This window comes from Flavobacterium sp. NRK F7, from assembly GCF_024054195.1.
Taxonomy (GTDB): Bacteria; Bacteroidota; Bacteroidia; order Flavobacteriales; family Flavobacteriaceae; genus Flavobacterium.
Map to the genome: position 1 here is coordinate 329741 of NZ_JAMXLB010000001.1, position 15211 is coordinate 344951.

The window sequence follows — 15211 nt, forward strand, 5'->3', positions numbered from 1 at the left end:
ATTACATCATTTTAAAGGTGATTGGCAAACCATATTTCACATTTACTACTTTCCCTTGATGTTTCCCCGGAGTAAATTTTGGTAACAAGCTAACAATACGAATCGCTTCTGCTTCCAATATCTTTTTTTCGTTTGCTTTTTCATTGGATGCATTGGCCTGAATATCTTTCACAATTCCTACTTCATTGATAATAAAACTCACTTCAACTCTCCCTTGAATATTATTTTCTAATGCTTCTTCAGGATAGGTAAAATTCCTTTTGATGTGATTCATCATTTTTTTATTAAAACATTCAACCGCTTCTTTTCTTGATGAAGAGCCATCACACCCTTTAAACAAAGGCACCTCTTCCGTAACTTCAAATGCAATAAAGTCTTCTGTTGAAGTGTTTTTTTTAACATTTGTAAAAGAAGTAATTATTGAGAAAAGAAACAACAACAACACAATTGTTCTTAATTTAGTTTGAGTAGTTTTTAGCATAGTAATAGAAATTTAGTTAATAATCCTATATCCATTGATTTTGTAGCACATTCTATTAAGCAGTACAAGGGTATAACTAAAATACAAAAAAATGATTAATTCTTAAAAAAAACATAAAAAAATTATAACAAAAAAAATCTCAAATGATTTCGTAATACGAATTTAACAATTAATTATGCTAAAAAACTTATGTTTTCTTGGTATAAAGGAATTAAAAAAGCAATTAAACTGAATCCATTTATAATTTATTACTTTAGATTGCTGTTGATTTTCTAATTTTATAAAATTAAAACAACTAAAATGGAATACGTATTATTATTTTTAGGCTTAAGTTGTATGATTATAGGAATTATAGGCAGTTTTTTACCTGTTTTACCTGGCCCTCCTATTAGCTGGATAGGCCTACTTTTGGTATATCTTACGCCAGATATTAAAACAAATTATTGGATATTAGGTAGTACATTAACTATTGCACTACTTATTACGATTTTAGATTATATCATACCCGCTCAAGGTACCAAACGATTTGGTGGCAGTAGTTATGGTATTTGGGGAACTAATATTGGTTTAATAATAGGCTTGTTAGCTCCTATCCCATTCGGTTTTATAATTGGCCCTTTTGTTGGCGCTTTACTAGGAGAATTACTTTATAATCAAAATGATCACAAAAGAGCTTTAAAAGCCGCAACAGGTTCTTTTATTGGTTTTTTAGCCAGTACTTTTATGAAGTTTCTAATTACAATTATTTATTTAGGTTTGTTTTTAGCCTTGGTTTGGAAAAACTGGCATGTTTATTTTTAATTCATTATAATAAAAAAAGCATCTTAGTTTTAAGATGCTTTTTTTAAAATTAGCGGTCTGGACGGGACTCGAACCCGCGACCCCATGCGTGACAGGCATGTATTCTAACCAACTGAACTACCAAACCTAATTTTACAATATGTTCTTGAAATTAACAATTCTTTTAAACGAATCTCAATTTTTTAATATTTTCACAACAAAGAACGTTATTTAAACAAAAAAGCCATCCACCTTAAAGGTGAAAAGCTTTTCATCGGTCTAACTACTAAACCATTCCGATTTTACTCGGAACTAAACAACACAACTATTTTCGATGCTTTTATGGGGCAAAAAAGCATTCCGATTTCTCAGAATGCTTCTTCCCAAATTAGCGGTCTGGACGGGACTCGAACCCGCGACCCCATGCGTGACAGGCATGTATTCTAACCAACTGAACTACCAAACCAGTGCCTTATTGCGAGTGCAAATATACAACGCTTTTCGAATCTTGCAAATATTTTTTTAAAAAAAAGTAAAAAAAATTTAATAAAAAAAGATAATGATTAGCCAAACTTTTGTTTTTCAACCAAATACGTAGTTAAAATTTTTTCAAAATTTTCTCCAATTTCAACAGGTACATACTGAATTTTATACTGTAAACAAGAATCTGAAATTGCCTTAAAATAGTTTTCTACTTGTTTTTCGTAAGCTTCTTTTATATTATCTGAAAAAAGCTGAATACTTTCTCCTGTTTCAACATCAATAAATTTTCGTGGAGAAGCATTGAAGTCAAAATGAAATTCTGTCTTTTTATCGTATACATGAAAAACCACTACTTTATGCTTATTATGTTTTAAATGCTGTAAAGCTTTGAAAATTTTATCTTCATTCTCGTACTGAAACATATCTGTAAACAAAATAACCATGGATCTTCTGTGAATATTTTCAGCTATTTGATGTAAAAAAGTAACCGTATCTGTTTTTTTATTACTTACAGTAGTTTGAAGCAGTTCTTCTAATTTGTTTAAAATCATTCGATGATGCCTTTCACTTCCTTTTTCTCCTGTATAAAACTCATAGGCATCAGAATACACACTCAAACCGACAGCATCGCGTTGTTTTTTTAACAGATTCATTAAAACTGCAGAAGCCAATACTGAAAAACCAATTTTATTTTCGTAAAAAGAATCCTTTTTCGTCAATACAGGATAATGCATAGAAGAAGAATTATCAATAATTAAATGACAACGTAAGTTCGTTTCTTCTTCATATCTTTTAGTATACAAACGATCCGTCTTAGCAAATAATTTCCAATCAATATGCTTGGTACTTTCTCCTGGATTATAAATTTTATGTTCTGCAAATTCTGCAGAGAAACCATGAAAAGGACTTTTGTGCATTCCAGAAATAAAACCTTCGACCACTTGATTTGCAAGTAATTCTAGGTTTTTAAAACGAGTTATTTTTTCTAATTGAGATTCTATCTTCATAAGGTAAAGATAATCAGATAAATTTGTTAATCATAAAAAAAGCCTAACATTAAGTTAGGCTTTCCATTTCATTGTAAATCAATTATAATAATGCATCGATTGCATCAGTATAAGTTTTTTTAGGAGCAACTCCAACTTGTCTTCCTACTACTTCTCCGTTTTGGAATACTAAAACAGTTGGAATGTTTCTAACACCATATTTTGCTGCAAATTCTTGGTTTGCGTCTACATCTACTTTTCCTACAACTGCTTTCCCGTCATATTCTGTAGCCACTTCATCAATAACTGGTCCTACCATTCTACATGGTCCACACCAAGCTGCCCAAAAATCTACTACTACTGGTTTATCTGATTTTAATACTACTTCTTCAAAAGTTGCATCTGTAATTGCTAATGCCATTTTCTTTATTTTTATATTTAAAATTCCTAAAACTAATTTTGAGTTTTTATTACTCGTTTACAAATTTAGAAAATAATTATTCCAATTTTTCTAAATTAATATAAATTTTAATTATAGCCCAATTTAAAAATTGAATTTATAAACTCTTTAACACATTTAGTAACACTCTACCACTTAATCGCTTGGAATAATCGGGATTAATATATAAGAATTCAATTTCTTGATTCTCATTTAAAACATAGACCGTTGGCACTGGTAACCAATTGGTGTTTTTATTATCGGAATATTTTCCTAACATTTTGCTGTACTTTTCTGGTGCTGCAAATGCAATCCCTAAAGCTTTTGAGAAAACGCCATTACTATCAGCATACAATTGATATCCTAAATGATCCTTTTCAATTGTTTCTTTTAAAAAAGAAGGCGCATCTGGACTTACTGCAATAATTTGGTATCCCAAACTCAAAATATCTTTTTCTATCTCTTGCATATCTGCCAATTGCGCATTACAATAAGGACACCAACCGCCTCTATACACAATTAAAACCGTCTTTTGAACAAAGATTTCATTGGTGTTTTTGGTTTTTCCTTGCACATCTTGTAGAGTGCTATTAGGTATTTTTTCTCCAATTAATAAGGGCGCGATATTTTCTGGTTTATCTGCTATTTGAGCAGGTAAATACGTTATGAAACTTAGCAACAAAAAGAGGAATACGTTTTTTTTCATTTGTATGACTTTAAAATTAAAGACACAAAGGTATTTTACCATTCTTTTTTACAGTGTTATCTAGCTAACATTAATTGAGTTTAAAATTAATTTGCATGCTTTCAAGTTCCTGCAATAACTCGTTAGAAATTTTAACTTTCATTTTCCTACTCGGCATACTCAACTTGGTCACCACTTTTATTTCTTCCACCTCTTTAATAGTTGGAGCAATTGCAACCGACTCTAATGCTTCTTCCGAATCTGTATCATCACTCACATCTATAGTTTCATCTTCAACTGTTTCGATGATTTGTTTCTTTATTTTTTCCAACTCCATGACTTCAATAGTAACAGTATTCTCGCCTTTTTCTTTGGTAAACAAATCATACAAAGATTGAATTAAGCTTTCACTTAAATCGGCGATACTAAATTGTAAAATCAGTTTTTTAGCAAAAGTAGTCAACACATCTTGCAACATTTTCACTTCTATAAACTGCAATCTTGGATCCCCTTTTTTCCCTTCAGCGTTCACCCAACCTTCTTTTACTACCAATTTAATAAAGGTAAAATTGTTTTGAATTAAAAAATGTCGGAACTTTAAGTATTCTTCTCCAAAAATTCTAAATTCATAGGTTTCGTCATACCCTTCCAAAGTAAACATTCCCCAACCTTTTCCATTTTTTGCCACACGGTGTTCTACTCTGGTAATGATTCCGCCAATACTAATATTTTTACCTACGAAATTATTTAAATCTTTCAGCTCTTCTAACTTCGCATTACAGAAATATTTCATCTCATATTTGTAATCATCCAAAGGATGACCGGAAATATAGATCCCAACTACTTCTTTTTCTTTGGCTAATTTTTCCATGGTATTCCATTCTTCACAAGGTGGAACAACCGGTTCAGCTATTTGTACTTCGGAAGCATCTCCAAATAAACTCACCTGAGAGGAATTTTCATTTTCTTGAAACTTTGCCCCATATTTCATGGCTTTTTCTAAGAAGGTAATATGATCACCTTCATCATGAAAATATTGTGCTCTATGTGTATCTGAAAAACAGTCAAAACCACCTGCTAAAGCTAAATTCTCAAACGCTTTTTTATTGGCGGCACGTAAATCGATTCGTTTGGCTAAATCAAAAATCGATTTGTATTTGCCCTCTTTTCTGTTTTCAACAATCGTATTTACAGCTCCTTCACCCACACCTTTAATAGCTCCCATTCCAAAACGAATCGCATAATCTTCATTTACAGTAAATTTATAATAGGATTCATTCACATCTGGCCCTAAAACGGCTAATCCCATACGTTTACACTCTTCCATAAAGAAAGAAACTTGCTTAATATCGTTCATATTATTAGAAAGCACAGCAGCCATATACTCCGCTGGATAATGTGCTTTTAAGTAAGCAGTTTGATAAGCTACCCAAGCATAACAAGTGGAGTGTGATTTATTGAAGGCATAACTGGCAAAAGCTTCCCAGTCTTTCCAAATTTTTTCCAAAACAGTAGCATCATGCCCTTTTGCAGCCGCTTGTTCTACAAATTTAGGCTTCATTTTGTCCAATACATCCTTCTGCTTTTTTCCCATAGCCTTTCGCAAGACATCGGCTTCACCTTTAGTAAATCCTGCTAAAGATTGAGACAAAAGCATTACCTGTTCTTGATATACTGTAATCCCATAGGTTTCACCTAAATACTCTTCACAAGCATCTAAATCATATACTATAGGTTCTTCTCCATTTTTTCTTCTTACGAATGAGGGAATGTATTCCAAAGGACCTGGACGATACAACGCATTCATGGCAATTAAGTCACCAAAAACAGTTGGTTTCAAATCCTTCATGTACTTTTGCATTCCGGGTGACTCGTATTGGAAGATTCCAACCGTTTCCCCTCTTTGAAACAACTCATAGGTTTTTGGATCATCTATAGGAAATTGGTCTGGATTGAGTTGGATTCCTGTTCGATATTTAACTAATTTAACCGTATCTTTTATTAAGGTTAGGGTCTTCAGACCCAAGAAGTCCATTTTTAATAATCCTGCACTTTCCGCAACAGAGTTATCAAATTGGGTTACGTATAAATCAGAATCTTTAGCCGTTGTTACTGGAACATAATTGGTAATATCGGAAGGTGTAATAATAACCCCACACGCATGAATTCCGGTATTACGCATGGAACCTTCTAATATTTTCGCCTGCTGAATCGTCTCGCCCGCTAAGTCACCTTCGTTTGCAATAGCAATTAATTCTTTTACCCGATCAAATTCATCGGAACGTAAGGCTTTTTTAACCTCTTCTTCTTTTTCAGAAATGAATCGGGCCAAATTCCATTTGGAAGGCATCATTCCAGGAATTAATTTAGCAATTCGGTCCGCTTCAAACAAAGGTAAATCTAATACCCGAGCGGTATCTCGAATAGCTGATTTCGTTGCCATTTTACCATACGTAATAATTTGCGCTACCTGATTGGCTCCGTATTTTTTAATTACGTAATCCATCACACGTCCACGTCCTTCATCATCAAAATCAATATCAATATCGGGCATGGATACACGATCAGGATTTAAGAAACGCTCAAAAAGCAAATCGTATTTAATAGGATCTATATTAGTAATTCCTAAACAGTATGCTACCGCTGAACCCGCAGCAGAACCACGACCTGGACCAACAGAAACATCCATTTTTCTAGCTTCTGCAATGAAATCTTGTACAATTAAAAAATAACCTGGATAACCTGAATTGGAAATCGTTAACAATTCAAAATCCAACCGTTCTTGAATTTCTGGAGTAATTTCAGTATACCTGCGTTTGGCACCTTCCATAGTAAGATGTCTTAAATAGGCATTTTCACCTCGAACACCACCATCTTCAGCATCGGCAGGATCTACAAATTCATCAGGAATATCATATTTTGGCAGTAATACATCTCGATAAAGAGAGTAAATTTCGACCTTGTCAATTATTTCTTGGATGTTTATAATGGCTTCTGGTAAATCGGTAAAAAGTTTTTTCATTTCTTCTTCCGACTTAAAATAATATTCTTGATTGGGTAACCCGTAACGATATCCTCTTCCTCTACCAATAGGGGTTGCTTGTTTTTCTCCATCCTTCACACACAATAAAATATCATGTGCATTCGCATCTTCTTTGTTCAGATAGAATGTATTATTGGTTGCAACCAATTTTACTTGGTGCTTTTGAGCCAATTCAATTAAGGTTTTATTTACCCGATTTTCATCTTCTTGATTGTGCCTCATGATTTCCAAATAGAAATCGGCTCCAAATTGATTTTTCCACCAAATCAAAGCTTCTTCGGCTTGGTTTTCACCAATATTTAAAATTTTACTAGGAATTTCACCGTATAAATTCCCAGACAAAACCATGATATCTTCTTTGTATTTTTCAACAATTGTTTTGTCAATTCTAGGAACATAATAAAACCCATCTACATAAGCGATGGAAGCCATTTTTGCTAAATTATGATACCCTTTTTTATTTTTTGCTAATAAAACCACCTGATAGCCATTGTCTTTTTTGGTTTTATCCAAATGATTGTCACAAATATTAAATTCGCAACCTACAATAGGCTTTATTTCAGTATCAGTAGGCGCTTCACCGGCTTCAATGGCCGCTTCAATCTTTGCTTTTGCGGCTTTATTATGATTCATAACTGCACTCACAAAGTGAAAAGCTCCCATCATATTCCCAGTATCGGTCATCGCAACAGCTGGCATATTGTTTTTTGCAGTTGCAGCAACTAAGGCAGGAATCGCAATAGTCGATTGCAAAACTGAAAATTGGGTATGATTGTGTAAGTGCGCGAATTTCGCCTTAGAAAAATCTTTTTTATCTTCTTCAGAGATGGTTGTTTGAACATTTTCTTGCTCAATTTTTTGCAGTTTTTTACGAATGGCGTCTGAAGCTGCTTTTAAATTGATGTGCTGTAACCCAATTAATTGAATTTCAGTCTGATTATTTTCTTTGAAACGTGTAAAATAATCGGGAGCAACATCTAATTCTTCTTTTGTAAAGACCTCTCTTTTGATTAATTCTAAAAAACAACGTGTGGTTGCTTCCACATCGGCCGTTGCATTATGCGCTTCTGCAAAAGGTTCTCCAAATAAATATTCATGTAATTCAGTCAAGGTAGGCAACTTAAATTTACCACCTCTACCTCCTGGTAGTTTTAGTAATTCGGCTGTAACTTCTGTACAAGTATCTAAAACAGGCATTTTTGCCATTTCGGAAGCAACACCCATTCGGTAAAATTCGCAGCCCATAATATTAACATCAAAACCTACATTTTGACCTACAACAAACTTGGCTTTGGAAAGTGCTATATTGAATTTCTCCAGTACTTCACTCAAAGACACCCCTTGTTCTTCTGCTAATTCGGTAGAAATACCATGAATACGTTCGGCATCATACGGAATATTAAATCCATCTGGTTTTACCAAATAATCTTGATGCTCGATAAGATTTCCCATAGCATCATGCAATTGCCACGCAATTTGTATACAACGAGGCCAGTTATCGGTGTCGGTTATGGGTGCAGCCCAACTTCTAGGTAATCCTGTGGTTTCCGTATCGAAGATTAAATACATAATAGATTTATTTCCAAATAATTATAGGGTAAAATTCCAAAAAATAAAAATTCCAAATCACAAAATTTGGTAGTGTTCAAAAATACAATTATTAAAAATGATGCACAATTTTAGTTGTTAACAAGAAAACAAAAAATGAAAGTAAAATTAATAGGTTATTTTTGGCACAATTTTAGATAATAATTTTTAGTTAATCTTTTTGAAATCGCAAATATTCTTCTTTTTTTTGCATTAAGTAATTAATATAAACTTATAAATTTTCAAGTATGAAAAAATTATTTTTAATCGGAGCATTGAGCGCATCTTTGTTCATCCAAGCTAACAATGAAGAGATTTCTAAACCAGAAGAATCAAAAAAATTGGATGGTACAAAAACTTTTACAGTTTATTGCAAATACAACAACTATCAAGAATCAATCCATGATAGTGCTACATTTGAAGAAATGTTAGAAGTTGCTAATATGATTTGCGCTAAAGACAAACCAGGTTTAGCTACTGAACTTACTCAAGCACCTCAGTAATTAATTTTCTCCTCATTTATTATTATCACTAGATGAGGAGAATCAAATAAATTTTTATGAAGTTTCAATTTTTTTATCTTTTAGTTTTATTACCTTTAATGTTAAATGCCCAAGAAAAACAAGGCATTGTGAATTATGGGTACATAAGAAGTTTATTTTACGGACAAAAACAAGGAGAAGAATATAAAGCTCAATTAACTTTTGATAGTAAGCGTTCTTATTTTGTTACACAAAAAGATTCTTTAGAAAAAAGTGCTGAACCACAAATTGAACCTATATTTACAGAAGGAAACGAGGATCAAGGAGTTTCATCATCTATTAATGTAAGAGGCGGTAGACAAATCGTTAATTATGTAGGTAACCAAGTGTATTTTGATCGCGAAAAAGATACTTTATGGTCGTATGTAATGGGCATGGGTAATATTTACATCAAAGAAAAAAAACCCACTATTAATTGGAAATTTGAAAAAGAAACAAAAAAAATAGGCAAGTACACTTGCCATAAAGCCACAGCCACTTTTCGAGGGAGAGACTACACCGTTTGGTACACCAAGGAAATCCCCATTCCATATGGCCCTTGGAAACTAAATGGATTACCTGGTTTGGTTTTAGAAGCGTATGATAGTGAATATAAAATTTATTTTTATTTTAAAAATATCGAATATCCTCTAAAAGAACCAATAAAAATAGATTTTATCAAACAAGATGTAGAAGAACGATTCACACAATGGTTTCGTTATGACACTTATTTAAAACATGCGAATAATTTAATAGAACAAAAATACGAAAGATCATTACTAATCGCTAAAGAATTACCTAAATACATTCCTACCAAACAGAAAATGGAAAATTTATATCTTGAAACTACAGAATAATAAATGAAATATTTTTTACTATTTTTTACTACCTTTTGTTTTTCCCAACAATATACAATTACTGGTAATATAGAAAACAATAACAGAAGTATTAACAATGCTTCTGTTATTGTTTTAGATACAGCTGAAAACATGTTGGGCTACACTTACACCAATATACAAGGCACTTATTCTCTAACCTTAACCGCTAAAAAAGGAGAAACGATTGTAATACAAGTATCGAGTTTAGGTTATGAAAAAAAAGAAATAAGCTTAGTTTTAAAAGAAAATTCAGTTATTACGCAATCCTTTGAATTACTAGAAAAAACGGAAGTATTAAATGAAGTGGTATTAGAAACGGAACAAAAAATAAAAGTGGATAGTGATACTATAACCATAAAAACCAAATACTTTACCAATGACACAGAACAAACGGTAGAAGATGTTTTAAAACGCATTCCAGGTATTGAAGTGTTAGAAGATGGGAAAATAAAAGCTAATGGAAAACTCATTAGTAAACTACTAATAGAAGGAGATGATTTATTTGATCAAGATTATAAGTTATTGTCCAAAAATTTAGATGGCAAAGTGTTGGATGCCGTTCAGATTTTAAAAAATTTTGAAGACAATCCTATATTAAAACAATTAGGTGATTCTAAGGCTGTTGCCGTGAATTTAAAATTGAAAAAAAATCTATTAAACATTTGGTTTGGAAACCTTACTTTAGGTGCAGGAGTTGTTTCAGAGAATCGTTGGAAAGAAAGTTTAAATATAGGATTGATTCGTAAAAAAATCAAATTATTAAACTTAGCCGATTACAACAATTCTGGAACTAAAGCCAGCAGTCAAATTTCTAAAAGTTTTGCTTCTTTTGATATTTACAGACAAGACCGATATGAAAAAGAAGCACGAAGTGTGTTTCATTCATTTAGTGGAGAAAACACCACTTTTAGTAATACCCAAAGTATTTTTAACGATGCTTTTTTTAATACTTTAGCTTTTAATACAAAAATCAAACCCGATTTTTCGGTGCGCAGTGTGAGTTACTTTGCTTTAGACGAGCAAATACAAAATAGCTTGTCTTCTACGGAATATTTAGTGGAACCAAATCCTATTTTTACCTCAGAGCAAAAAAACTATAGTTTACAAAATAAAAAAATAGGCAGTGAACTAGAACTTAAATATACGGCCAACTCAAAAAACTATTTTACAGCCAATTTGATTTTTAAAAACAACCCCCAACGCATTAAGGATAACATTTTGTTTAATGAAGATTTAGTAGCTGTAAACTCTAGAAATAACAATTACAGTTTTTACAATCATTTGTATCATACTTATAAAATCAAAGGGAACAAGGTTTTAGTGAATTATCTCTATTTTGGAAACGATCAATTGACGGAAAGAAATAAAATTATTTCACCCTATTTAAATGATTTTTTCGCAATCGATAGTCAAGCACTTATTAAAGAAGAAGTTAACAATAACCTTCTTTTTACTGGAATTAAGAGCAAACTCATTTCCAAATACAAAAAAACAGAACACGTAATAGGTGTTAAATTAGAAAGTAGTACCGAAAAAAACAAAACCAATTTTTTAGTTGAAAACACTCAAAATTCAGAATACAGTACCAATTTAGATTTTAAACAAAACACCATTAGCGTTGATAATGGCATTAAATATGAATTTACAGAGGATTTAAAATTAGATTCTCAAATTACTTTTGATTTTAACGATTTTAAAAGCCAAAATTTTTCTAAACGATACGTGCTTTACAGAGCCCATAATGGTTTGAATTACGATAGTAAAAAAACAGGTACTTACAGCTTATTTCATAGTTTCAATCAAACACTACCTCAAACTTCAGCTTTACTTCAAAAGTATCAATTGATAAGTTATCGAAATTTTTCTAAAGGAATTGTAAACCAAGAATTGCCCGTTTTAAAAAGTCAGAGTATCACATTATCGCATCATTATTCAGGAAGTTCCATTCGCTATTCTACCACTAGTAGTTTGTCTTATACCAAATCGGGAAAAATTAATGCATCAGAAACCACCATAACAAATAATTTTATTTTCAACAATACCTCTTTTGTAGAAGGCGGAGATAGTTATCGATTTAACTTTAAGTTACTGTATTTCATTCGAAAAATACAAATGGCAACCAAATTAGAAACGGATCAAAATTGGACCTCAGCACCTGTAAAAGTAAATACAAGTGATTTCAATACAATTAACACTTTATTTAGTACTTATATCGTATCTGGAACTACTTATTTAGAAAAACCCTATAATTTTGATTTTATGGTTACCCAAAATAGAAGTTATACTACTTTTAATGATTCTAAAAGTAGCAATGTGATTACCAAAGCGAATTTCGCTATAAATTACAAACTAAATGAAACCTTTATAGTAGCATTAAAAAATGATGTATATTGGCTAGATGAAACCTATTCGTTCTTAAATGCTGAATTGAACTATACTCCTAAAAAGAGTAAATTTTCTTACCGAATGGTATTGAATAATTTATGGAACGAAAATGAATTTAAAATTACTTCCTTAAACGATTATACGATTACAACGAGAAGTATTCCTTTAATTGAAAGATACGCTTTACTTACAGTCCGCTATAGATTCTAACAAAAAAACCATCTCTTTTGAGATGGTTTTTTATACTATAATTGATTCTTTTTAATTTAAAGGCAATCGGTAGAAAATCCCTTGAGAAAAAGTAACTACTTCTCCACTATCATTTACAGCATTCAACTTAAATGACCCTGTATATTTACCATCTTCAACTTTTTCAATAACAACTTCACCATTACTTTGCTGTGTGTTCACCACTCTAAAAGTCGCATTATTATTTCCTCCTTCAACAGTTACTACATCTCCAGTTACATAATTAGCGCCTCTAGCTTTTATAGTGTCTGTTAAAATTGCACCAATACTATTTACTGTTATACGAAAAACCAATCCACTACCAGAACCTCCTGTTGTTAAAGCAGAATCATCATTGGCATATCCATTTCCAGAGGTTAATTTTCGAGTTACAAAAGCTGGGCCAGGAAAAGCACCTGTATCATACGTTGTAGTGTTAATCCCAGATTTTAAGCTATAAGAGGCAAAATTAGCTTCATTAGTAGTTCCTAAAAGATAGGTTCCAGGATTGGCTGAACTTGTGGTTAAAACCAACTCTTCATTCCCTCTTAAAGCGGTAATAATCAAGCCCCCATTAGGCCCTATTGCTAATGAAGTTTCTTGTGATTTCCAGTTACTATCGTTTAATTTTGCTTGAAATGCTGGGTTATTAACTTGTGTTTCATTCACACATGAGGTAACCATTATTACACATCCCATTAAAGCAATTATTTTTTTCATTTAATATCTTGTTTAGTACATAATTAGACAAAAATAATTTTTTTAATTCAAACTTAACATAAAAATCATAAAAATATTTTTGCAAAACATATACTATTGTAAAACAAAGTTTTGTACATTTGCACCCTTAAATAACTGAGGTCGGGTACCTCAACATTAATCAAAAGATTATGCCTGTAAAAATTAGATTACAAAGACATGGTAAAAAAGGGAAACCTTTTTACTGGATCGTAGCAGCAGATGCTCGTTCAAAAAGAGATGGTAAATTCTTAGACAAAATCGGAACTTACAATCCAAACACTAACCCAGCAACTATCGATTTAAATTTAGATAGCGCTGTACAATGGTTACACAATGGTGCTCAGCCAACTGACACTGCAAGAGCAATTTTATCTTACAAAGGTGCTTTATTAAAACACCACTTAGATGGAGGAGTTCGTAAAGGTGCTTTAACTCAAGAACAAGCTGATGCTAAATTAGCAGCTTGGTTAGAAGAAAAAGCTGGTAAAGTTGATGCTAAAAAAGACGGTTTAAGCAAAGCACAAGCAGATGCTAAAGCGAAAGCATTGAAAGCTGAAAAAGAAGCTAACGAGAAACGTTTAGCTGCTCAAGCGGAAGCTGCAAAAGCTGCTGAAGCGGAAGCTGAAGTTGCAACCGAAGAAGCTGCTGCTGAAGAAGCTCCAGCTGTTGAAGAAAACAATGAAGAAACAGAAGCTTAATTTTTAATTCGTAATAATGCATAAAAAAGAGTGTTTCTATTTAGGCAAGATTGCGAGAAAATTTAGTTTTAAAGGGGAAGTTTTAATCTATTTAGATACAGACGAACCCGAATTGTATGAAAATTTGGAATCAGTATTTGTTGAATTAAACAAATCACTGGTTCCTTTTTTTATTGAAAAAAGTGCTCTTCACAAAGATAAATTTTTACGGGTACGTTTTGAAGATATTGATTCAGAAGCTGCGGCTGATGAAATTATGAATTGTGAAATTTATCTTCCACTTTCCATGTTGCCTAAATTAGAAGGAAATAAGTTTTATTATCATGAAATTGTAGGTTTTGAAGTTGAAGATGTACGTTTAGGAACTATTGGCACAATGAAAGGGGTGAACGATAGTAATGCACAACCTCTTTTTGAAATTCTAAATGGTGAAATCGAAATCTTGGTTCCCATGATAGATGATTTTATTGTAAAAATTGATAGAGGCAACAAAAAAGTAATTCTTAACACTCCTGTGGGATTAGTTGACTTATATTTAGGTTCATAAAAAAGAGTAGATTTTGTCGGTTTTTAAATTCAAACAATTTACAGTAAATCAAGAACGATGTGCTATGAAAATTGGCACTGATGGGGTTCTATTAGGTGCATGGACACCCTTGATAAACAATCCTTACAACATTCTTGATATTGGTGCAGGAACTGGCGTTTTGAGCTTAATGCTTGCCCAAAGAAGCAATGCAGAACAAATTGATGCTATCGAAATTGATGCTGCTGCTTTTGAACAAGCTACTGATAATTTTGAGGCTTCACCATGGAACGACCGCTTATTTTGCTTTCATGCAGGTCTTGATGAATTTATGGAAGAACCTGAAGATGAATATGATTTAATTGTATCCAATCCTCCTTTTTACACTGAGAATTACAAAACTGAAGATGAACAACGAGATTTAGCTCGTTTCGAAGACGCTTTACCTTTTGAAGATTTAGTAGAAGCGGCTGATTTATTGCTTTCAGAGCAAGGTATTTTTGCAGTTATCATTCCTTATAAAGAAGAAAATCGGTTTTTAGCTTTAGCAGCCTCTTTTGAATTGTATCCTTTACAAATCACTCGTGTAAAAGGCACCCCAACTACGGAAATTAAAAGAAGTTTGCTGGCTTTTTCAAGAATCCAACAAACTCCTTTAATAGACGAATTAACTATTGAAATTTCTCGTCATGAATACACTCCAGAATATATCAAGCTCACCCAAGATTTTTATTTGAAGATGTAATTATT

13 protein-coding genes and 2 tRNA genes are annotated in these 15211 nt (G+C 32.3%); 7 read left to right on the forward strand and 8 right to left on the reverse strand.

Going from position 1 to position 15211, the window contains the following annotated elements; all coding sequences use genetic code 11:
- Nucleotide 1: 1 nt before the first annotated feature.
- A complete protein-coding gene (locus NHF47_RS01340) occupies nucleotides 2–481 on the reverse strand; it encodes an energy transducer TonB (RefSeq protein ID WP_252763235.1) in 480 nt (159 codons plus the stop codon).
- Nucleotides 482–781: 300 nt separating this feature from the next.
- Between NHF47_RS01340 and NHF47_RS01345 the strand changes: the two genes are divergently transcribed.
- On the forward strand, nucleotides 782–1282 hold the full coding sequence (locus tag NHF47_RS01345) for a DUF456 domain-containing protein (protein WP_252763236.1): 501 nt from the start codon (nucleotides 782–784) through the stop codon (nucleotides 1280–1282).
- Between the two features lie 53 nt (nucleotides 1283–1335).
- On the opposite strand, the gene NHF47_RS01350 is transcribed toward NHF47_RS01345, so the two are convergent.
- From NHF47_RS01350 to dnaE, 6 genes are all read right to left on the reverse strand, one after another.
- Nucleotides 1336–1409, reverse strand: a tRNA-Asp gene (locus NHF47_RS01350).
- Nucleotides 1410–1653: 244 nt separating this feature from the next.
- Nucleotides 1654–1727, reverse strand: a tRNA-Asp gene (locus tag NHF47_RS01355).
- A gap of 97 nt (nucleotides 1728–1824) precedes the next feature.
- The gene (locus NHF47_RS01360) at nucleotides 1825–2751 is read right to left on the reverse strand and encodes a DUF58 domain-containing protein (protein ID WP_252763237.1); all 927 of its coding nucleotides are present in this window, start codon (nucleotides 2749–2751) and stop codon (nucleotides 1825–1827) included.
- Between the two features lie 82 nt (nucleotides 2752–2833).
- Nucleotides 2834–3151, reverse strand: coding sequence for a thioredoxin (gene trxA / locus NHF47_RS01365; protein ID WP_130735788.1), 318 nt, complete (start codon nucleotides 3149–3151; stop codon nucleotides 2834–2836).
- A 136-nt stretch (nucleotides 3152–3287) separates the two neighbouring features.
- Complete coding sequence (locus NHF47_RS01370; RefSeq protein WP_252763238.1) at nucleotides 3288–3875, reverse strand: peroxiredoxin-like family protein; 588 nt, start codon at nucleotides 3873–3875, stop codon at nucleotides 3288–3290.
- A 70-nt stretch (nucleotides 3876–3945) separates the two neighbouring features.
- Nucleotides 3946–8466, reverse strand: a complete 4521-nt coding sequence (gene dnaE, locus NHF47_RS01375) for a DNA polymerase III subunit alpha (RefSeq protein WP_252763239.1) — start codon at nucleotides 8464–8466, stop codon at nucleotides 3946–3948.
- 266 nt (nucleotides 8467–8732) lie between these two features.
- Here dnaE and NHF47_RS01380 point away from each other — a divergent pair, with 266 nt between their 5' ends.
- The 3 genes from NHF47_RS01380 to NHF47_RS01390 are packed head-to-tail and all read left to right on the forward strand — an operon-like array spanning nucleotide 8733 to nucleotide 12478.
- Nucleotides 8733–8987 (forward strand): hypothetical protein, encoded by a 255-nt coding sequence (locus NHF47_RS01380; RefSeq protein ID WP_252763240.1) that lies wholly within the window; start codon nucleotides 8733–8735, stop codon nucleotides 8985–8987.
- A gap of 56 nt (nucleotides 8988–9043) precedes the next feature.
- Nucleotides 9044–9862, forward strand: coding sequence for a GLPGLI family protein (locus NHF47_RS01385; protein ID WP_252763241.1), 819 nt, complete (start codon nucleotides 9044–9046; stop codon nucleotides 9860–9862).
- 3 nt (nucleotides 9863–9865) lie between these two features.
- Entirely contained in the window at nucleotides 9866–12478 is a 2613-nt protein-coding gene (locus tag NHF47_RS01390; RefSeq protein WP_252763242.1) for a carboxypeptidase-like regulatory domain-containing protein, read from the forward strand.
- Between the two features lie 51 nt (nucleotides 12479–12529).
- Here the strand turns inward: NHF47_RS01390 and NHF47_RS01395 are convergent, their stop codons facing one another.
- The gene (locus NHF47_RS01395) at nucleotides 12530–13216 is read right to left on the reverse strand and encodes a DUF6252 family protein (RefSeq protein WP_252763243.1); all 687 of its coding nucleotides are present in this window, start codon (nucleotides 13214–13216) and stop codon (nucleotides 12530–12532) included.
- A 170-nt stretch (nucleotides 13217–13386) separates the two neighbouring features.
- Here NHF47_RS01395 and NHF47_RS01400 point away from each other — a divergent pair, with 170 nt between their 5' ends.
- The 3 genes from NHF47_RS01400 (at nucleotide 13387) to NHF47_RS01410 (ending at nucleotide 15206) form a co-directional block, all read left to right on the forward strand.
- Nucleotides 13387–13935, forward strand: coding sequence for a 30S ribosomal protein S16 (locus tag NHF47_RS01400; RefSeq protein ID WP_140997280.1), 549 nt, complete (start codon nucleotides 13387–13389; stop codon nucleotides 13933–13935).
- 16 nt (nucleotides 13936–13951) lie between these two features.
- On the forward strand, nucleotides 13952–14482 hold the full coding sequence (rimM, locus tag NHF47_RS01405) for a ribosome maturation factor RimM (protein ID WP_140997279.1): 531 nt from the start codon (nucleotides 13952–13954) through the stop codon (nucleotides 14480–14482).
- Between the two features lie 64 nt (nucleotides 14483–14546).
- A complete protein-coding gene (locus NHF47_RS01410; protein WP_252763244.1) occupies nucleotides 14547–15206 on the forward strand; it encodes a tRNA1(Val) (adenine(37)-N6)-methyltransferase in 660 nt (219 codons plus the stop codon).
- Nucleotides 15207–15211: the final 5 nt, after the last annotated feature.